This is a genomic window from Candidatus Infernicultor aquiphilus, assembly GCF_002784285.1.
Classification (GTDB): Bacteria; Atribacterota; Phoenicimicrobiia; order Phoenicimicrobiales; family Phoenicimicrobiaceae; genus Infernicultor; species Infernicultor aquiphilus.
In genome coordinates, this window is sequence record NZ_PFKO01000006.1 from 1 (window position 1) to 19,518 (window position 19,518).

Sequence of the window (19,518 nt, forward strand, 5' to 3'; positions counted from 1 at the left end):
CGACCCCTACATTACCATTCCCCGATCAGGTCGAGGACAGGTTTGTTTACTTTTTGGGTCACAACCATTATATTGTAATTTTTCTTGGAATAAGTTATAATTTTTATGGTCAAAATTAAATATTTAAAGATAAGCAGGTTAAGGGAAGAGTGGTGAAAATCCACCGCAGACCCGCTACTGTAAAGGGTTACGAAAGCTGTACTAAGCCACTGTTAAACACTTTTTATAGAGTGATAGATGGGAAGGCACAGCAATTAGGCTGACCCCTTAAGCCAGGAGACCTGCCTGCTTAGACGAATTAATCACTTCTTCGTGGAAAAGGGGGTGTTATTTTCATTTATAAAATATTGAAAAATTATAAAACACAAAAAAGTTTCTAATTATTCTAACTAACTAATATAATTAAAAAGGAGATTAACCATGAGAATTTTTAAAAAATCAATTTTAGTTTTTGCTTTACTTTTTGTATTAAGCTTTTCCCCACTATTTAGTTTAGCTGATAGTGTTAACTATCCACTATCTATAATCGATAATACCGGAACTATAGTAAATATTCTCCAGGAACCTCAGCGGATTATTTCCACTTCCCCCGAAAACACTGAAATATTATTTGCCCTGGGGCTTAAGGATAAAATTGTAGGAATTACTAACTATTGTAATTTTCCGGAAGAAACTAAAAATATAGAAAAAATCGGAGAAATGTCCCCCTTAAATCTAGAAAAAATCGTATCCTTAAAACCAGACTTCATCCTTGCTTATGCCGGGTTTCAACTACAAGAAATCCCCCGCCTCCGAAAATTAGGTTTTAATGTATTAGTTATTGAACCTTTAACCATCAAGGAAACTCTCAAAAGTATAAAAATGGTGGCTACTGTTTGTGGAATACCTGAAAAAGGCAATATTTTGCTGGAAGATTTATCACAAAGAGTGGATAAAATTAAAACTGAAGTTTCCAAACTTGCTATTTCTAACCGTCCCAAGGTATTTATCGGAGGAACTTATGAAACTATCTACACTCCGGGAGAAGGAACTTTATTTAATGAATTAATTACTTTGTCTGGGGGGGAAAATATCGCTGCCAGCCTACCTGGTTGGGTAAAAATAAGCCCAGAATTTGTAGCGGAAGCAGAGCCAGAAATAATTATAATTCCTATTGGAGCGATGAACCCCGGAGAAGAATCAAAGGTTAAAGAAAATATATCTAATCGGCCGGGTTGGTCTAATATTCCGGCAATCAAAACACAAAGTATCTTTATAGTAAATGAAGATCTCTTTTACCGTGCGGGACCTCGATTAGTAGATGGGCTTGAATTGTTATATGAAATTTTCCATAAATAAATCACCAAAAGAAATTGCCGGTTACACCAACTGGCAAAAAAAATTAATCTTGATGATTCTGGGAGGAAGTTTAGGAATCCTGGGAGTAAGTCTTATTTGTCTTAACTTTGGGGTGGTCTCCATCCACCCCAAAGAAATTTTTTCCCTTATATGGAATAGTTCATTAGATAAAACTAATAGTTTAATTGTCTGGCAATTACGAGCTCCTCGAATCATAATGGCTACTCTTACTGGAATAGCTTTAGCCACAGTAGGAGGAGCTTTCCAGGGAATCTTAAGAAACCCTTTAGCTGATCCTTATATTTTAGGAGTATCTGCTGGGGCTGCCCTGGGAGCTTGTATTGGTATTGCTTTGCAATATGCTACTGGGTACTATTTAGCTTCTTATCTTCCCTTATTTGCTTTTTTGGGAGCTATGCTTTCTCTTTATCTGGTATACTTATCTTCCAAAATCAGCTATTCTGTAAATTCAACCGGTTTACTTCTGGCTGGTGTGGCTATTAACTTTCTCTTCTCTGCATTAATAACTGTACTTTTAGCTCTTTCTAAAAGAGAATTACATTCTATGATCTTCTGGCTGATGGGTGATTTATCCACTGCCGACTGGAAAAAAATAAGCCTAATTACTCTACCGGTAATAATCGGCTGTTTATTATTATTCTTTTCTTCTTTAGACTTAAATGCCTTATCTTTGGGAGAAGAAGAAGCCCTGCATTTAGGAGTTAATACTGGTAAATTAAGAATGCGTATCTTTTTTATTGGCTCGATAATTATAGCTACGGTAGTCTCTTTTACTGGCCTCATAGGATTTGTGGGGCTTATCATACCTCATATTGCCCGACTTTTAATCGGTCCAGACCATCGAGTTATGCTTCCTGCTTCAGCACTTTTAGGGGCAATTTTCCTTATTCTATGTGATACTTTGGCTCGAATGGTAATCTCCCCTTCGGAAATACCTATTGGAGCAATAACTGCTCTGGTGGGTGCTCCTATGTTTATTTATCTTCTAAGGAGGAAATAATAGCTAAAATGTCTTTCCATAGCCCTATTTTAACTATAAAAGGAGTTAGCTTTTCTTATAATCATCATCGAGAAATCTTATCAGATATAAATTTTTCTTTATCCAGGGGAGAGTTATTAGGAATTATCGGACCAAATGGTAGTGGAAAAACTACCCTTTTAAAAGTTATTTCAGGAATCTTAAAACCAAGTAAGGGAAGTATATTGCTCCTGAATCAAGACCTAAATAATTTTTCTATAGAAAAAATCGCCAAATTTATCTCAGTAGTTCCTCAAGATACCTGGGTTGCTTTTAATTTCAAAGCCAAAGAAGTAGTATTTATGGGAAGGTTGCCTTATATCTCTCGATTAAAAGGAGAGACCCTGGAAGATTATCGAATATCTCGAGAAGCAATGAAAAAAACCCATTCTTTATCTCTTTCTGAAAACAATATTCAGGAAATAAGCGGAGGCGAAAGACAAAGAATTTTTATGGCCAAAGCCTTAGCCCAAACTCCTCAACTTTTACTTTTAGATGAATTTACTTCCCACTTAGATTTAAAATATAAATATGAAATGTTAAATCTTTTAAAAAAAGCTCTTCAAGAAGAGGGATTAACTATTATTTCCATTTTTCATGACTTAAATTTAGCCAGCATAGCTTCTGACCGTCTTATACTTTTAAATGAAGGAAGAATAGAACAAATAGGAACACCTCAAGAAGTACTTAATTCAGAAAATTTGCAAAAGGTATATGGAGTAAAACCAATATTAATAAACCACCCTGACCTTAATGTTCCCCAAGTAATAATGTAATCTTTTTACAATAATAGAATTGCCAAACCACTTAAAAACATTAACATTGAAACTGTATAAGACAACCGAATAGCTTTTAAAATATCTTTTGGACTTTTCTTTTTTAGTTTCTCCCCTAAAATTGGTCGATATTCCCTTTCTCCCTGGTAAAAGTTAACTCCTCCTAATTGAATACCTAAAGCACCGGCAAAACCTGCCTCCGGTATTCCGGCATTAGGACTGGGTGATTTCTTTCCATCTCGAAAAATTATTCGTAATGCCATCACACCTCTTTGTCTAACTATTAAACTTGCCACCGGAATCAAAAGAACACTAATACGAGCAGGAAGATAATTAACCAGGTCATCCACCTTGGCGGAAAACCAACCAAAGTGAAGATACTTCTCATTTTTATATCCTACCATAGAATCCAGAGTATTAACTGCTTTATAAGCCATAGCCAGAGGAGCTCCACCTAAAACAGTATAAAAGAGAGGAGAAATAATTCCATCTACTGTGCTTTCCGCTATTGTTTCTATAGCAGCTCGCACAATCTCTTCTTCATCTAAATCCTTGGTATCTCTTCCTACTATCCGAGACACCCTCTCTCGAGCTAATTCTAAATTATCTCCCTTTAAAGCTCGATAGACTGAGAATGCCTCTTCTCCTAAATTTTTAGTAGAAAGAGTAGTAAAAATAAAAAAAGAAGAAAAGGCAAACTTTAGCCCCGGACTTATAATTCCAGCTATATAGATGAGAAAATAAATAACAAAATAACTTAAACCAACAGTTATAGCAGTCAGGATAATTCCCTTAATCTTTTCTGTTTGTTGGTTTTGATTGTCTTTTCGTAATACTCTTTCTAAATATTTAATAACCTTCCCAATTATTCGCACAGGATGGGGAAGCCAATCCGGGTCACCAATAATTAGATCTAAAAAATAGGCAGTAATAATTTCTTTCATTGTTTATCTTTTCTCTGTTCCCAAAATATGATAAATCTTATCCATATCTAAATTATCCCTAATCAAGCAAGCTAATCTATCATACTCTCTATCTTTTTGTTCTTGATAAGATATTCTATCTTGATTAACACCATTGGAAATCATTAATCCTTTTTTACTTTTTAAAAAATTTATAAAAGATCTCCGAAAACTACTATTATCAAATATTCCATGAATATAAGTTCCCCAAACCATTCCTTTTTTACTAACTACTCCATCATTAATATCAGTTTGAATAGAACCTCTTTGGGTAATTTTAAATAATGGCTTCTCATCCCCCGATAAAATAGTTTCTCCTGTGTGTATCTCATAACCTACTAATTCGTCTTGAATATTGAAAAAGGGGTTAGGCAAAAGGTGGGCTCTTACCTGAAACGTAATTTTTTTAGATTTGAGAGTAGTTACTCCATTAATCAAACCCAATCCTCCAATCTTCTCTCGGGATGACTCAGTGTGTTCAGGATCATAAAGCTCTCTACCTAACATCTGCCAACCCCCACAAATCCCTACAATTACTGTGCCTTTCTTTAATCTATTTGAAATTTCTTTCTGATAACCTGATTTTTTTAAATAATAAAGGTCATCGAGAGTATTTTTACTCCCTGGTATAATTAATAAATCAGGAGCACTTGATCTCTCCCCTATTTTTACATAGCGCAGAGATATACCTTCCTCCCTCTCCAGAGGATCAAAATCAGTAAAATTAGAGATATGAGGAAGATATAGAACTTCAATATTAATCTTGCCCAGTTCTGGCTGTGTATAGTATCTATTTTTTTCTGAATTCACTGAATCCTCTTCTTCTATCTGAATATCCCTAAAATAGGGGATTATGCCTAATACCGGTTTCTTGGTCTTTCTCTCTAAATAATTTAACCCTGGTTGTAATATCTCTTTATCCCCTCGAAATTTATTAATTATAATACCTCTTATCCTGTTCCTTTCTTTTATGGTTAGAAGTTCCAAAGTCCCCACAACCCAGGCAAAGGCACCGCCTTTATCAATATCAGCAACCAAAAGAACGGGACAATCTGCAATTTGAGCCATCCTCATATTAACGATATCATCTTCTTTCAAATTTATCTCTGCTGGACTACCTGCTCCCTCTATAACAATCAATTCGTAATGGTGAGCCAATTTTAAGAAAGAGTCCTTTACAACTGAAATAAGCTTTGACTTGTAATTTCTATATTCTTGAGCCTGCATATTACCTATAGGCTTTCCACATACAATTATCTGAGACCCTACTTCGCTGGTGGGTTTCATTAAAATAGGATTCATGTCTACAGTTGCCTCTATTCCACAAGCTTCCGCCTGCACCACTTGAGCCCTCCCCATCTCTTTACCATCTTTAGTAATAAAAGAATTAAGAGCCATATTTTGAGCCTTAAAAGGGGCAACCCTAAAACCATCTTGATAAAATATTCTACATAAAGCAGTAACTATTATACTCTTACCTACCGAAGAACCAGTCCCTTGTATCATAATTGCCTTAACCATCATATTTTCCTCTCATTGTAGTCAATATTCTAATCCTTACATTAAGATTATTTTAAGTTGTTCAAGTAACTTTAAATTTTCTTTACGAGTGCGAACCGCTATTCGAATAAACTTTTCTTTCTCTAATCCCCTAAAATTACTGCAATCCCGAATCAATATCCCTTTTTTAGCCAACTGTTCCTTAAGCTTCTCAGAAGAAATATTCCCTAATAATTTTAAAAATACAAAATTAGCTGAAGGTTTATAAGCTTTCAACCCTTTTATATTAGATAATTCCCGATATAAAAATTCCTTTTCCTTAAGTAAAAAAAATCTACTCTTGCTGATAAACTTTTCATCTCTCAACACTTCTCGAACCGCAATTTGGGCCAAATAATTAACTCCCCAGGGTATCTTTTGTACTTCTAATTTCTTAATCAACTCTGAACTGCTTACCCCAAAACCAATACGCAATCCGGGAAGACCAAAAAATTTTGTTAAAGAACGAAGAATAATAAGATGATCATAATTTTTAACCTCTTTAACAAAACTTTCCTCCTCGTGCAAATCGATAAAAGCCTCATCTAAAACCAAAAATATTTTTCTCCTCTGAATCTCTTTAACCAAAGTTAACATTTCTTTCCTGGGAAGAAAAGTACCAGTAGGGTTATTGGGGTTACACAAAAAAACCAAATCTATCCCGACTAATTGAGAAATGATTTCATTTATTGAGATCAAAAATTCTTGTTTTTCTTTTAATTTATAAAAATTAATAGAAACATTGTTATTATTTAAAGCTCTCTCATATTCGCAAAAAGTAGGGATAGGGATTAATACTTTTTTAGCCTTCAAGGTTTGAACAATTAAATAAATTAATTCAGTAGAACCATTACCTAAAATAATATTCTCATAATCTATCTTGAAATAACGTGAAATCTCTTTTTTTGCTTCTTTACACTCTGGGTCCGGGTAACAAGACAGTTGATCAATATTTTTAACGAGAACCTCTTTAATCTTGGGAGAAATACCTAAAGGATTAATATTAGCACTAAAATCAATAATTTCATCTAAAGATATGTCATATCTCTCCATTGCTCTTTCGAAATTACCGCCATGTAAGTAATTAAACAATTCTTCCTCCCCCACCAATTAATTTAGTTTCATAAAAATTTAGCTCTTTATTACATTTATAAATCCTTATGATTTCATTTTTCAAATTTTCAATTTCATAATAATTCGGAGGAAGTAAAACTCCTAACACCACTCCACTATGAGCTGCATTTACTCCTACTGCCCCCATCTTATATGAAGTTGAAATAATCTTTTCTAACTCTTTCTTAAAAAGAATCTTCTGATTACATAAAGCACTTAAAGTTGCTCCCTCTCCGATTAACTTAATATTATTCTCTACTATCCCCTTTTTCACTAATTCTAAAGCTTGAGTAATATCTTTCTGATTTTCCAAACGGAGTTTTATCAAATCTTCTCTTCGATTAAATTCTAAAGTATCAACACAACCACCAGGATCAATTACTAAAACATTTATTAAAGGAGGCTGACCTATTTTTTCTAAAAGTCCCTTCTTTAAATGGTCAAAACAGACAATATCTTCATACATTATTCCATCGGTCGGCTCAATAGTAAGAGCTAATTTTGCTACTTCGTCTGCACTTATCTTCTGGTTTAATAAAATGCTAACACCCAGGATAATACCGATAATATCTGCACTACTACTGCCCATACCTTTTTCTGAGGGAATTTCTGAAAATATCTCTATTTTTAAATTAACATCTTTTTCACTAAGACCAAAATAATTCAAAGTACTGATAAGTGCTTGTCGTGATTTTTCCTGCAAAGAAAAGTTTTGTAAATCTTTATTGCTATCAGCCAATTCAAGATGAATGTAAGAAAAGAGCTCTATAGGACAAGTTACATGAAAATTATTTCCCTTACAAATTCCCTGAACTAATTCCCCACAAGTTCCGGGTACTTTTATGGCTATCTTTTTCATAATTATAATTTTTAAATTAAACCTACTCACTTTCCATTAAAAATAATCCTGTATTTATTTAACCCCTAAAATACAGAGGGTTAAAAGGATAAAAACTTCCACAATTTCATTTATCGCTCCCAATATATCTTCACTTAAGAGTGTGTCAGGGAAGCGTCAGACCGTGTGAAAAGTCACCTTCTAGTTGCATATAACGACCTAACATGATATAATATAACCATATAAAATAATAGAAAAAGAAAGAAGAAGGTGAATATCATGGCCTATATCCAAGGTGAAGACAGAAATCAGAACATCCTCTTTCCCGAAAGTATCGAGGAGTATATCGATAAAGACAATCCGGTACGCATCATCAATGAATACATCAATCAACTGGACTTAGAAGCACTACACTTTAACCGTGCTACTGATCCAAGACGGGGAAGACCGCCCTATCATCCTGCGGACATGCTCAAACTCTACCTCTACGGTTACTTAAATCACATCCGTTCCTCCAGGCGACTGGAGACCGAAACCGGGCGCAACCTGGAGCTCTTCTGGCTACTAAAAAAGTTAAGGCCGGATTTCAAGACCATTGCCGATTTCCGTAGGGATAACAAAAAGGCCCTGGTGAAAGTCTTCCGGGATTTCACCCGTCTATGTAATTCCTGGCAACTATTCGGCAAGGAACTAATCGCCATCGACGGTTCCAAGTTCCGGGCCTGTAATAGCAAGCGCAACAACTACAGCCAGAAAAAGTTAGCCAGACATCTTGCCTACATCAATGAGAAGATCACCGGCTACTTACAGGAACTGGATGAGTGTGACGAACAGGAATCTCTTGACCGAAAGCCTGATGCCCGGGAGGTCCGAGAAAGGATCGCCCAGCTAAAGGAAAGAAAAGAAAAATATCAAACATATCAGAGAAAACTAGAGCAGACCAACCAGAATGAAATCTCCACCACCGACCCGGATGCCCGGCTGATGGCCAACCACAATAACCACGTGGAAGTCAGTTACAATGTCCAGACTACCGTAGATGCCAAACACAAACTGATTGCCGATTTTAAAGTCATCGATAAACCCAATGACTTAGGTCAGTTAGCCCCTATGGCCTTACGAGCCAGAAAGATACTGGGCAATCAACAATTTACCGTGCTTGCCGATAAGGGTTACTACCAGGTTCGGGATTTAGAATACTGTACCCGAAAGGGAATGACCGTCTATGTTACCAAGCAAGTCTATTCCAATAAAACCGGAGATAAGGATTTTTACCCCGATCGCTTTATCTATGATCGGGATAACGATTGCTATTTGTGTCCTGACGGTCATAAGCTTTCTTATTACCGAACCAGAAAGAAACATGATAAGATTCTCGGTGATGATTATCGTAATCCTAAGGCCTGCCAGGGCTGTCCTGTAAAGTCCAGATGCACCAGGGCAAAAATAGGAAGGACCGTATTCCGGCATAGAAGCCAGGACTTCTTGGACCACATTGATGAGCAAACCCGAGAGAATCTCGCAACCTATAAGCTCAGACAGATAATTGTGGAACATCCCTTCGGTACCATCAAAAGGGCATGGGGTGCCTCCTATTTCCTGACCAGGCGCAAGGTCTCAGTCAGTGCAGAAATTGCATTATCCTTTCTGGCCTATAATCTCAAGCGGGTGATCAATATCCTGGGAACAGAAGAGATCTTGAGAAGATTAAGAGAAAACAAGAAGGCAGTACCGGTATAGTAGACCGGCATTTCCTTTTTTCTTTCCTATTATTTTATCAAAGAGCGAAAAAGAGAAGATGGGTTCAAAGTTTGCCTTATTTTCAAAGAATTGATTATTGTTTCTCACACGGTCTGACGTCCCCTGTCACATGTATTAACTTAAGAAATTCAACATATATTATCGGAGCTAAGGATAAAGTAACAACTATCCACCACTGATTTAAATCTAACCAAACCGTTTTGAAAATAACTTGCAAGGAAGGAATTACCATTACTAGAAATTGCAAGAGACCAGAAATAAAAATAGCCATAATTAAATATAGATTAGTAAATAAACCTATTCTAAAAATAGAAAATTTTTGCGAGCGAGCGTTTAACGATTGTGCTAACTGAGAAAAGCTAAGAGTGGCAAAGGCCATAGTCCTGGCAATCTCCAGAGAATAAAAGGAAATACCAATATAAAAAGCACTTAAAGAAAGTAATCCGATAAAAATACCTTGCGAAAAGATATTAAAACCCATTTTACCGGAAAATATTCCCTTATTCGGATCACGAGGTGGCATTTGCATAATATCTTTTTCCGCAGGATCTAGACCCAGGGCCAGGGCAGGCAAACCATCGGTAACCAAATTCACCCAGAGTATCTGGATAGGAATTAATGGATAAGGCAATCCAATAAAAATAGCACCAGCAATAGTAATTATTTCCCCTAAATTGCAGGAGATTAAATAATGGATAAATTTTTTAATATTTTGATAAATCTTTCTTCCTTCTTCTACAGCTCCTACGATAGAAGCAAAATTATCATCAGTCAGGATCATATCAGAAGCTTCTTTAGTTACATCTGTCCCGGTAATACCCATAGCTATCCCGATATCCGATTCTTTTAAAGCCGGCGCATCGTTTACCCCATCTCCAGTCATCGCTACCACTTGTTTATTCTTCTGTAAAGCGCTAACGATACGACGTTTATGACGTGGAGATACCCGGGCAAAGATAGTAGTATTTCCTACCGCCTCTTCTAATTCAGATGGCGACATTTTTTCTAATTCTTCTCCGGTAATAATCCTATCTCCCGAATGATATATACCCAGTTCAGAAGCGATTGCTTTAGCGGTAAGAGAATAATCTCCGGTAATCATAATCGGATGTATGCCAGCTCTAAGACAGGTTTTTACTGATTCAATAGCCTCCTTACGCGGCGGATCAATCATAGCTATTAATCCTAGAAAGATTAGTTCTTTTTCGGCATCTTTTATTTCTTTAATTTCGTCAAGATTTTCTTTATCCACCAACCTATAAGCTATCGCTAAAACTCGTAAGGCTTCCACTGCCAATTCTCTATTCTGAGCTAAAACCTTATTTTTTATGGATTCTCCCATCTCTTCTTTCGTACCATTTTTCTGATAATAAGTGCAAAAACTTATCACCTGATCAGGAGCTCCTTTGACAAAAATAATCTGACTTCCATCGGGTGTCTGATGAAGAGTAGACATCTGTTTACGATCTGAATCAAAAGGAAATTCTTTCACTCGAGGATAATCCTGTTCCAGTTTTTTCTTATCATAACCAGCTTTAGCGGCGGTTACTACCAGAGCACCTTCAGTAGGATCACCAATAATTTCCCATTGATTATTTTCATTATTCTTTTGCAGTTCGGCATTATTGCAAAGGACTGCTCCTCTTAACAATAAGGATAAATCTGGATCTGTTTGGGGTTGAATCTCTTGCTCGGATTGATAAAATTTCCCCACCGGCCGATAACCTTCTCCTTCTACTTCAATATTTTTCTCTGGAAGAACTAATTTTCTTACGGTCATCTGGTTCTGAGTTAAAGTTCCGGTTTTATCCGAGCAAATAACTGTCGTAGCACCTAAAGTTTCTACTGCTGGCAAACGCCGGACAATAACATTCTTTTTTATCATTCTCTGTACTCCGAGAGCTAAAACAACCGTTACCACTGCTGGTAAACCTTCCGGAACCGCGGCTACAGCCAGAGAAATTCCGATCAGAAACATCTCAAAAAACTTAATCCCACGTAAAGACCCTATTAGTACCACCAATCCCACCACCACTAAGATAATCAAACCCAGTTTCTTACCAACCTGGTTTAATTTCTTCTGTAAGGGAGTATCCTCTTGTTTCTGTTCTTCTAACATCCCCGCAATCTGACCCATCTCTGTTTTCATCCCCGTAGCCACTACAATCCCTCTACCTCTTCCGGAGATAACTGCAGTCCCCATAAAAGCCATATTGTCCTGATCTCCGGTATCCTGATCTCCGGTAGAAATATTATCTTTATCTATTATTTCAGCTGTCTTTTCTACCGGCAACGACTCACCGGTTAGGACAGCCTCCTGTATTTTAAGACTAGTAACCATAGAGAGACGAAGGTCAGCGGGTATATGGTCACCGGATTCTAAAAGGACAATATCACCTGGTACCAATTGAGTGGCTTCGATCCTGGCCTGTTTTCCATCTCTTATTACCAAAGCATTGGGTGTGGTCATTTTCTTTAAGGCAGCCAGTGACTTCTCTGCTTTATACTCCTGGACTACTCCTAAAGTAGCATTTAAAATTAAGATTATAGCAATAACCATAGCATCACTTACTTCCCCTAAAATAAATGATACCAGGGCAGAAATCAGTAAAATAAGAACCAGAACATCTTTAAACTGCCCCAAAAACATATCCCAGGGAGTGCGGCCTTTCTTTTCCTCCAGTTGATTGGGTCCCACCTCATCCAATCGTTTTTTCACTTCCGGAGAGGATAATCCTATTTTTAGATCAGTTTTACTGTACTGAACCACCTCGTCAATAGATTGCTGATAACATTTTTTCATTTAGTTTGTCCTCTCATTATTAATTATTCTCTCTTTTTCCAAAAAACATTTCCTTCCGAAAAAAACATCTCTAATTCACCTTTTTCACCAAGAAAAGAAAGATATGATTTTATGGTGCTAGAAACAAGTACATATTGATTAGCATTCAAATTTATTTCATATTTTTTACACACCCGAGAAAGTATTTGGTTAAATGCTACCGCTCTCTCACAAAATGATAAAATGGTGGAGATAATCTCAGTAACCTTACTCTCATTTATATCAATAAGCTTCTTTATAGAGGAAGTGGGAATACTATGACTCGGAATGAAGGTATCCGCAGCTATGGTTTTTAGTTTCTGTAATGTTTCCAGATGCGCTTTGATATCATAGAGGAAAAAAAGATGGTATTTATTAATGATCTCCTCTGAAAAGAGACTATCGGCAATAAATATAATATTATCCGGTGTTTTTAGGCCAATCATATCCAAAAAATGTCCGGGCAAAGAAATAGCCTCTAAATTGGTGTCCAATATTTTTCCAGAGGAGGGAATGATATCAGTTACTTTCGAGGGTTTGGCCATCAAGAATTTATTGGTAAATCTGGAATAAGGAAATCCCCCCCAAAGAAAAGAAGGTTCCAGAACCGGATCTTGAATGAAGGCGGCTTCAATTCGAGTAGCAGCAATCCGACAATTAGTATTAGTTTGAATAAAAGCGTTCCCCCCGATATGATCGGCATTGGAATGAGTATTAATAATTAGCTTTACTTTCCAATTTTTTTCCTTCAATAGTTTAAGAATTTGTCTACCCGCTTCCTTATCATTTCCACTATCAATTAGAATAGCTTGCTCATTCTGGATATATACACCAATATTGGTGGGGGAAGGAATAAGATAGGTATTAACTGCGATTCTTTGTAAATTTAACAAAGCCATATTTTTAAACCTCAAATCACTTTAAATTTTAAAGGTCTGCGTCTTTCTAAAAATTTTTATCTAAAAAGAATGGGTAACCAAGAGGTTAAACCCAGCGCCTGATTTCACCTTTTCACAAATTTCCTTAACCCCTGGAAAAAGAGGTTCTTCAAGGGGTGCTCCTTTAATAATTAAAAAGTAATTTACCACTATAGAATAATCTGAAAGATTAGGATAGTCAAGTAACTTTCTTTGGATAAAAATAAAATAATATTAAGTAGATCTTATCTCCTTCCTCATAAAGATTATATAGGAAATTGTAAAGCAGATAAGCGTTAAAGCTATTAATTCTACAAATTGAGGTCAGATTACTAGAAGACTTTGACTTAAAGAAAGAGGAGTAGGAAATAAGCTTTGAGTTTTTATTAAAGAGGTAATATAAATGCTTTGGTTGAAGGATTAAGAATAGCAGTAGTTATTTCTTGAAAAAGTACTGCTGATACAGAGAACCGTTCCCTGTATTTTTACTGTATTTTTATTTATTGTTTGGATAAATAAGCTAATATTTCTTTTTGAAACCTTCGTATATCTTCAAGGTAATGAGAAATAATCTCATATAATTCTTCATCGGATATCTGGAAATAAAGATGAACCATCCGATTTCGATATCCTGCCATTTTAATTAGTTGCCCTTCTAAGTCTATAGATATGATTCCTTTTTGTTCTAATCCTTGAGCTATACTTTTATATTCCTGAGCCAAATTAGTACCACCACTTTTAGCTAATATGTGGCGACCTACATCAAAAATGGCTTCTAAGGAACGCCTAAGGAAACTTTCTGCGGAAGCAGCAGTACGTTTCTTGACAAACTCCTCTTTGGGTAAATTAGAAAGCGCTTCTAATTCAATTAAATACTCGCTTATTAAAACTAATCTCTGTTTTACCAAAATTTTATCTATGGCCATATCATTTAACCTCCTCAAGGATTTCATCAAGATACATCTTTAAAAAAGGCTTAAAATCAGCAGCACGGCGAAGTATATCTTCTTCATATTTCTCTTTAATACTTTGGGAAACAGAATAAATACATTCTCCACAGATAGCTTGTGCTTGAAAAACAGAATGTGTCTCCTGGAGAAAAACAAGATCGAGGGGAAAAGGATTAAACAATTCTTGAAGCTCATTATAAATAAAGCTATAAAATTGAAAAATTTCCTTTGGTCCAGGCAATTTTTTCTGTAATACCAACCCTACATCAATATCAGCCATACTGTCTTCAGGTATTTTGGTTATACCTTTTAATATATTAATAGCTGTTTCTACCTGTGAGCCAAAAACATATATTAAGGTTATGTTATATTTTTTAGCGATGGTAGCTAATATATTTTTTTCTTTGAAATTTGTATTAATTGATATCATCTTTATTCACCCTAAATTAAAACCTCATTGTAGCTTTTATGTACTTTACTATAATTTGTAACGGGGAACAAGTGGCTAATTATCTCTCCCTATCAAAAGACCATAACTTGACATACAAAAATCTTCTCTTATCTCTATCTATTTAATATAATCTTATGTCAAATGTTAAGACCAGACCCCGATATTTGCCTTATTATTTGCTTATTTTTTATATTTTGTACCCCAAAGTGAGCATTTCGCTTAACGATTAAGATTGATTCCAATTAAAATAATCGAACTACTTCGTTTATGCTCCCAAATTGACATATTTTGCGAAGTACTTCGTTTATGCACGACTCTACCTGTCTGCGTGCGTGCACGCACAGGCAGAGGTGAATTTTCTAAAAGTAACCACTATTCTCCCTTACGGTATATCTTTATAGATTCTTATGTTTATCATAAACTTATTTTATTAATACCGCAAATAATAATTATGCGTTCTCCAGGAAATACTATACAATTTTTAAATTATGGATATTCTCACCTCTACTGTTATGGCTAAAGTTTATGATTTTAGCTAATTTATAGGAAGAGAAAAGCCTTATAATATAAGGATTTCAATGGCAGAATGCGAAAAAACGTTCTTTTTTGCATTATTTTAAGTCTTAGCTATGGTTTTACTCCTCGAAAATGGTTTTTTTTGACTAATTTTTCACCCCTTCAAAATAAGGCACTCTACGTGCTTTTAAAGGGCATTCCTGAAGGGGTAATTTTAATATGGGGACAGTCTTCTTTTGTTTTCTCACATTTAGTGCAAGACAAAAAGTAAAGCCTGTCCCCATATTTTTTATAAAACCCTTATAAATAAAAGTTTTTATGTCATTCCCTACATCTTATCTGTCATTCCTGCCCCCGCTTTCGCGAGGGTAAACTCCAGCAGGAATCCAGTTTCTCTTTTGGAATTCTTAGAATTCTTACGGATACAAAAAACCGTCCCCTGTATTTTTATGTCAAATTTAGAATAAAATGGGATATGTCCCTATTTATTTTATATTTTTTCTCTTTTCTTTGCCAAATATCAGGAAGAATAGTGTTCCCACAATGCCAAAAGCAAATGCAGTCATAAAATTCACCTTTGGGCTGATGTCCCATAAAAATCCTGCAGAGAATGCTGCCATTGACACAATAACATCGCGGATTAGATAATAAGTACCGAATGTTGAAGCCTTTTTATCGGTCGGGGCAAGGTCGAGAATCAACGATTTTCTTGTTGGTTCTCCAAACTCCTTAAACCCTCTTATGATAAAAGCAAAAATAAGCATTTCAAAAGTCCTTGAATAATATATAAACAAGGGAAATATTGTGAAAAACCCGAAGGTTATTGCTATAAATGGTTTTTTGTTGTATTTATCCGCAAGGAATGCTATTGGTATATATACAGCCATTGCTGTTGCCATTTCAATACCTGTAAGTAGACCAAATTGAAAGGCGCTGAAGTGGAGGTTATCAACTACCCAGAGTACCACGAAGGCATAAGGAATCTGTTCTGCAAATCTGATGAGAATGTCCGAAACAAGCAGCATCCTGAGATCGGTGTTTATACCAGAAAAAGATTCTTTAATGCTCATCCCTTTTCCCTTAATTTCTGTGTCCTCTGCCATAAAGCGCCTTATAAAAATTATGGATAGTATGGCGAGAATAAGTGCACAAGCAAAAGCGATTTTCACGCCGAGAACTTTTCCGTAAATACCTATTAAAACTCCCCCAATAATAGGACCCAGTCCCATAGGTATTCTTCTTACGAGAGAATGAAGCGAAACTCCCATTGTCTGTTTTTCTTTTTTAACAGCTTTTGAGACGAGGCTCATTATAGCAGGCAGAGAAATTGCACTCCAGGAAATGAAAAATATAGCACCAACAAGCACTGCCTGCCACCCTGGAAATGCGATCACGATAAGGTATCCTATTATTGCCATAACTATGAAGACAATCAGTGATTTTTTGTATCCGATCCTGTCGCTCAGGTATCCTCCGGGGAATGAGTAAAGAGCACTTAAAAGATTATCCATTCCGTTCAAGAATGCAACAAATATTGATGAACCGCCAAGGGCAACTATATATAGAGGGAGGAATCTTTCTGCCATCTTTTCTCCTAGACCGAGAAATATCACCATAATAAGCATTGTAAGGATTGTCTTATTCAAGCCGAGAAAGCTTACTATACCCTTTAATAGGTTTCTTTTCATAGAGTTCATGTTAATATTATTTACTCTTTTCTTTTGCCAATTGCAATTTCAAAAATCAGAACCTTCATATCTTCACCTTTTTTTTATCACTTTCTTTGAAATTTATCAAATTTTTAGATAAATGCGCTTGACCCGAATCTTGATGTGTCCTTCTGTAATTATAATAATCCATAAAGTTATCCAGGCCAATTTGAAGTTCTTCTATAAAATATTATAGACCCCTATATTTGCACGTTATTTGCCCCAACTACTTCCATTCTTATTGGATTCATCTTTTATTAATTCAATCTCAAATAGTTTTGGCCAAAACTTTCCAGTTACCAAGAAGCGATCATTCTTTGCATCATAGGCAATGCCATTAAGAACATCGACCTTCTCACTACAGTCTTCCGGACTTAAAATTCCTTTCAGATCTATCCAGCCAGTTACCTGACCGGTCAGAGGATTAATTCTGGCGATACGTTCGGTTAGCCATATATTAGCAAAGATTTCCCCTTGCACATATTCTAATTCATTGATTTTGGTCACCGGAACATCGTTTTCGTATACTTCAATCTGTCTAATTTCCTCAAAGGTTTCAGGATCTAAAAAATGTAAGGTGGAAGTACCGTCACTCATAAGCAAATACTTTCCGTCATAAGTAATGCCCCAACCCTCAGTGGGATAATTAAACTCCTGTAGTAATTCAAAATTAGATTTATCATAGACCAGACCGAGATTGGATTTCCAGGTCAATTGAATAATATTATTTTTGTAAATAGTTATACCTTCCCCAAAATATTGGTTCGGTAGCTCTTTGGTCTGTAAAACTTTTCCAGTTTCTAATTCTACTCTACGCAGGTTAGAATGCCCATAAAGACCAGTGCCTTCATATAAAACATCATCTTCAAACACCAATCCTTCGGTAAAAGCAGTCTGATCATGAGGATAAGTATGGAGAACCTGATAAGTATAAACCGGAATAACCTTGAAAGTGGTGGGAAATTCTAAATTGTAGCAATAACCAACAGGCAATACTTCTAATAATGCAAAGAGCCCTATAAAGAATATTCTGAAAAATCGATTCATCATAATTTCCTTAATCATTTTCATGGTACATCGGTAACCGTTCATCTGTCCATAGCATCCGGTTGATAAACCAGCGATGCCAGCTCCAAATCGTCACCTATTTTGTCTAACGTATCGCAGCTAGGCAAAGTTCCGAAACCATGGTTTCCTCCGCTTAGGATGATCTTTTCTTAGAATAGTAACCCATTAGACGCGCTTGGTGGTGTATCTAGATCCACTAAGGTAAGAACAAAAACTCTTGGTGCCTTTTGGAGGATTATTCCACCTTGTGCCCCTGCTCTTTTGGCGTGAACCACTCTTTCCGGAATATGTTCCATGTCAATAAGTTAAATGCTCAATTAATATTTTTATTCCAATACCAATTAAAACTAAACCACCAATTATTTCAAATTTTTTTTCAAAATAGTGTCCAAATCTATTTCCAAAATAAACCCCAAAAATCGATAGTAAAAAGGTTATCATCCCAATTATTATAGCAGGTAAGGCAATGAAAACCTTTAAGAATGAAAGGCTTAAACCAACCGCTAAAGCATCAATACTTGTTGCAAAAGACAAAATCAACAGAACGTAAATATTCAACGGATCTATTTTCTTGTTATTCAACTCTATTTTAGTTGACTCATAAATCATCTTACCACCTATAATAATTAGAAGCCCAAAAGCAATCCAATGATCAAAACCTGAAATAATATTTCGAAAGCTAAGCCCTGCTAACCATCCAATTATTGGCATAATTGCCTGAAATAATCCAAAAAATGTGGCGATCTTCAAAGCATTATTGATTTTTAAAAATTTAATGGCTATTCCACTGGTAATAGATACAGCGAAAGCATCCATTGCTAATCCAAACGCAATAAATATAATTGAAATAATATCCATTTATGCCTCTTTCATGCAGCTTCTAAAATCCAAAGGGCTTTTAATCCATACGATATCCCGCTGAATTAAAAATACTTCTTTTATCTTAAAAAATAAATATCTTTATAAAAAAGCAATGGTTATTTATCAATTAATGGGACCCCGATGACCGGGAAAAAATTAAGGCTTAAATTTTTACACTAAATCATTTTATTTACAGCAAATTTCATATTTAGCAATATCCCAGAACCAGTATCCATTATTCAATATCTTTTCTACCTCAAGTAGTTTGATACGCTTCTTGAACAATGGGCCATCAGTAACAAAAGTATGATATTCGCCTGCTTCTCCACACAGGTCAACATTGGGGTTATTGATCAACTCTTTTATGAATTCCCTATCTATCCGATGCCCCAACAATTTTTCACTAAGTAGGTTCGCTTTGAGGGTGACTACAAAAGCCTCAAACCCGGCCTTAATAAAATCCTCAAGAAGTTTTGTATAGTTTTGTTCCCATAAGGGTAATAACGGTTCGACTCCTAATTCATTAGAAACTCTTTCATCCCAATCTCTATGCTCCTTTAAGTTGATATCTCCAAATATTACCCCCTTAATTCCAAATTGTTTTAGCTTTAGCACCTCTTCTTTGAAATCCTTCTCATAATCCTTCCAGGAGGTTTTTCTCTGGATAATGGGTATTCCCATCGCTTCTGATTGAGCAAGTAATAATTCAGATTTAATACCATGCGTCATAGATCTTTTTGCACCGACCGTTACCATATTTAGAAGATAGGACACCTCAAGACCTACGGAAATCGCCTTATAACATGCAAATGAGCTTTCTTTACCGCCACTCCATGTTGCAACCACTTTTAACATAGCT

Annotated in this window: 16 protein-coding genes and 1 riboswitch; of the genes, 4 read left to right on the forward strand and 12 right to left on the reverse strand. The window is 35.7% G+C overall.

Features of this window, described 5'->3' with window-relative positions; genetic code table 11:
* Window positions 1-118 precede the first annotated feature (118 nt).
* Window positions 119-304, forward strand: a riboswitch (cobalamin riboswitch).
* A gap of 116 nt (window positions 305-420) precedes the next feature.
* From COZ07_RS00145 to COZ07_RS00155, 3 genes are read left to right on the forward strand one after another with little or no spacing between them, the layout of a single operon-like run.
* Window positions 421-1,338 carry an ABC transporter substrate-binding protein gene (locus COZ07_RS00145; protein WP_406606596.1) on the forward strand — a complete coding sequence of 306 codons (918 nt, stop codon included), beginning with the start codon at window positions 421-423 and terminating at the stop codon, window positions 1,336-1,338.
* The gene (locus COZ07_RS00150; protein ID WP_406606597.1) at window positions 1,319-2,359 is read left to right on the forward strand and encodes an iron ABC transporter permease; all 1,041 of its coding nucleotides are present in this window, start codon (window positions 1,319-1,321) and stop codon (window positions 2,357-2,359) included. Before COZ07_RS00145 ends, COZ07_RS00150 begins: the two co-directional genes overlap by 20 nt.
* 8 nt (window positions 2,360-2,367) lie before the next feature.
* Window positions 2,368-3,153, forward strand: coding sequence for an ABC transporter ATP-binding protein (locus COZ07_RS00155; RefSeq protein WP_406606598.1), 786 nt, complete (start codon window positions 2,368-2,370; stop codon window positions 3,151-3,153).
* Window positions 3,154-3,158: 5 nt separating this feature from the next.
* Here COZ07_RS00155 and cbiB read toward each other — a convergent pair whose 3' ends face one another.
* The 4 genes from cbiB to COZ07_RS00175 are packed head-to-tail and all read right to left on the reverse strand — an operon-like array spanning window position 3,159 to window position 7,626.
* Window positions 3,159-4,097 carry a CobD/CbiB family cobalamin biosynthesis protein gene (gene cbiB / locus COZ07_RS00160; protein ID WP_406606599.1) on the reverse strand — a complete coding sequence of 313 codons (939 nt, stop codon included), beginning with the start codon at window positions 4,095-4,097 and terminating at the stop codon, window positions 3,159-3,161.
* A 3-nt stretch (window positions 4,098-4,100) separates the two neighbouring features.
* On the reverse strand, window positions 4,101-5,639 hold the full coding sequence (locus tag COZ07_RS00165; RefSeq protein WP_406606600.1) for a cobyric acid synthase: 1,539 nt from the start codon (window positions 5,637-5,639) through the stop codon (window positions 4,101-4,103).
* Window positions 5,640-5,672: 33 nt separating this feature from the next.
* On the reverse strand, window positions 5,673-6,746 hold the full coding sequence (gene cobD / locus COZ07_RS00170; RefSeq protein ID WP_406606601.1) for a histidinol-phosphate transaminase: 1,074 nt from the start codon (window positions 6,744-6,746) through the stop codon (window positions 5,673-5,675).
* Entirely contained in the window at window positions 6,739-7,626 is an 888-nt protein-coding gene (locus COZ07_RS00175; protein ID WP_406606602.1) for a hypothetical protein, read from the reverse strand. The genes cobD and COZ07_RS00175 overlap by 8 nt, the downstream gene beginning before the upstream one ends.
* Before the next feature lie 258 nt (window positions 7,627-7,884).
* Here COZ07_RS00175 and COZ07_RS00180 point away from each other — a divergent pair, with 258 nt between their 5' ends.
* Entirely contained in the window at window positions 7,885-9,345 is a 1,461-nt protein-coding gene (locus COZ07_RS00180) for an IS1182 family transposase (RefSeq protein ID WP_406606603.1), read from the forward strand.
* Window positions 9,346-9,439: 94 nt separating this feature from the next.
* Here the strand turns inward: COZ07_RS00180 and COZ07_RS00185 are convergent, their stop codons facing one another.
* From COZ07_RS00185 to COZ07_RS00220, 8 genes are all read right to left on the reverse strand, one after another.
* Window positions 9,440-12,169 carry a cation-translocating P-type ATPase gene (locus COZ07_RS00185; RefSeq protein ID WP_406606604.1) on the reverse strand — a complete coding sequence of 910 codons (2,730 nt, stop codon included), beginning with the start codon at window positions 12,167-12,169 and terminating at the stop codon, window positions 9,440-9,442.
* Between the two features lie 23 nt (window positions 12,170-12,192).
* Window positions 12,193-13,086 carry an MBL fold metallo-hydrolase gene (locus COZ07_RS00190; RefSeq protein WP_406606605.1) on the reverse strand — a complete coding sequence of 298 codons (894 nt, stop codon included), beginning with the start codon at window positions 13,084-13,086 and terminating at the stop codon, window positions 12,193-12,195.
* 518 nt (window positions 13,087-13,604) lie between these two features.
* Window positions 13,605-14,030, reverse strand: coding sequence for a DUF86 domain-containing protein (gene hepT / locus COZ07_RS00195; protein ID WP_406606606.1), 426 nt, complete (start codon window positions 14,028-14,030; stop codon window positions 13,605-13,607).
* A 1-nt stretch (window position 14,031) separates the two neighbouring features.
* A complete protein-coding gene (locus tag COZ07_RS00200; protein ID WP_406606607.1) occupies window positions 14,032-14,484 on the reverse strand; it encodes a nucleotidyltransferase domain-containing protein in 453 nt (150 codons plus the stop codon).
* Between the two features lie 1,022 nt (window positions 14,485-15,506).
* Window positions 15,507-16,709: an MFS transporter gene (locus COZ07_RS00205; RefSeq protein ID WP_406606608.1), complete on the reverse strand. Its 1,203-nt coding sequence runs from the start codon at window positions 16,707-16,709 to the stop codon at window positions 15,507-15,509.
* 234 nt (window positions 16,710-16,943) lie between these two features.
* Window positions 16,944-17,822 carry a glutaminyl-peptide cyclotransferase gene (locus COZ07_RS00210; RefSeq protein WP_406606609.1) on the reverse strand — a complete coding sequence of 293 codons (879 nt, stop codon included), beginning with the start codon at window positions 17,820-17,822 and terminating at the stop codon, window positions 16,944-16,946.
* Between the two features lie 273 nt (window positions 17,823-18,095).
* Entirely contained in the window at window positions 18,096-18,656 is a 561-nt protein-coding gene (locus COZ07_RS00215) for a manganese efflux pump MntP family protein (RefSeq protein ID WP_406606610.1), read from the reverse strand.
* A gap of 189 nt (window positions 18,657-18,845) precedes the next feature.
* Window positions 18,846-19,518, reverse strand: a 673-nt coding sequence (locus COZ07_RS00220) for a diphthine--ammonia ligase (protein WP_406606611.1), incomplete at its 5' end; no start/stop codon positions are given.

What these genes read in the sequence shown, in the direction of transcription:
- COZ07_RS00145 (WP_406606596.1), top strand. Translation starts at nt 421, where the DNA reads ATGAGAATTTTTAAAAAATCAATTTTAGTTTTTGCTTTACTTTTTGTA.
- COZ07_RS00150 (WP_406606597.1), top strand. Translation starts at nt 1,319, where the DNA reads ATGAAATTTTCCATAAATAAATCACCAAAAGAAATTGCCGGTTACACC.
- COZ07_RS00155 (WP_406606598.1), top strand. Translation starts at nt 2,368, where the DNA reads ATGTCTTTCCATAGCCCTATTTTAACTATAAAAGGAGTTAGCTTTTCT.
- cbiB (WP_406606599.1), bottom strand. Translation starts at nt 4,097, where the DNA reads ATGAAAGAAATTATTACTGCCTATTTTTTAGATCTAATTATTGGTGAC.
- COZ07_RS00165 (WP_406606600.1), bottom strand. Translation starts at nt 5,639, where the DNA reads ATGATGGTTAAGGCAATTATGATACAAGGGACTGGTTCTTCGGTAGGT.
- COZ07_RS00175 (WP_406606602.1), bottom strand. Translation starts at nt 7,626, where the DNA reads ATGAAAAAGATAGCCATAAAAGTACCCGGAACTTGTGGGGAATTAGTT.
- COZ07_RS00180 (WP_406606603.1), top strand. Translation starts at nt 7,885, where the DNA reads ATGGCCTATATCCAAGGTGAAGACAGAAATCAGAACATCCTCTTTCCC.
- COZ07_RS00185 (WP_406606604.1), bottom strand. Translation starts at nt 12,169, where the DNA reads ATGAAAAAATGTTATCAGCAATCTATTGACGAGGTGGTTCAGTACAGT.
- COZ07_RS00190 (WP_406606605.1), bottom strand. Translation starts at nt 13,086, where the DNA reads ATGGCTTTGTTAAATTTACAAAGAATCGCAGTTAATACCTATCTTATT.
- hepT (WP_406606606.1), bottom strand. Translation starts at nt 14,030, where the DNA reads ATGGCCATAGATAAAATTTTGGTAAAACAGAGATTAGTTTTAATAAGC.
- COZ07_RS00200 (WP_406606607.1), bottom strand. Translation starts at nt 14,484, where the DNA reads ATGATATCAATTAATACAAATTTCAAAGAAAAAAATATATTAGCTACC.
- COZ07_RS00205 (WP_406606608.1), bottom strand. Translation starts at nt 16,709, where the DNA reads ATGAAAAGAAACCTATTAAAGGGTATAGTAAGCTTTCTCGGCTTGAAT.
- COZ07_RS00210 (WP_406606609.1), bottom strand. Translation starts at nt 17,822, where the DNA reads ATGAACGGTTACCGATGTACCATGAAAATGATTAAGGAAATTATGATG.
- COZ07_RS00215 (WP_406606610.1), bottom strand. Translation starts at nt 18,656, where the DNA reads ATGGATATTATTTCAATTATATTTATTGCGTTTGGATTAGCAATGGAT.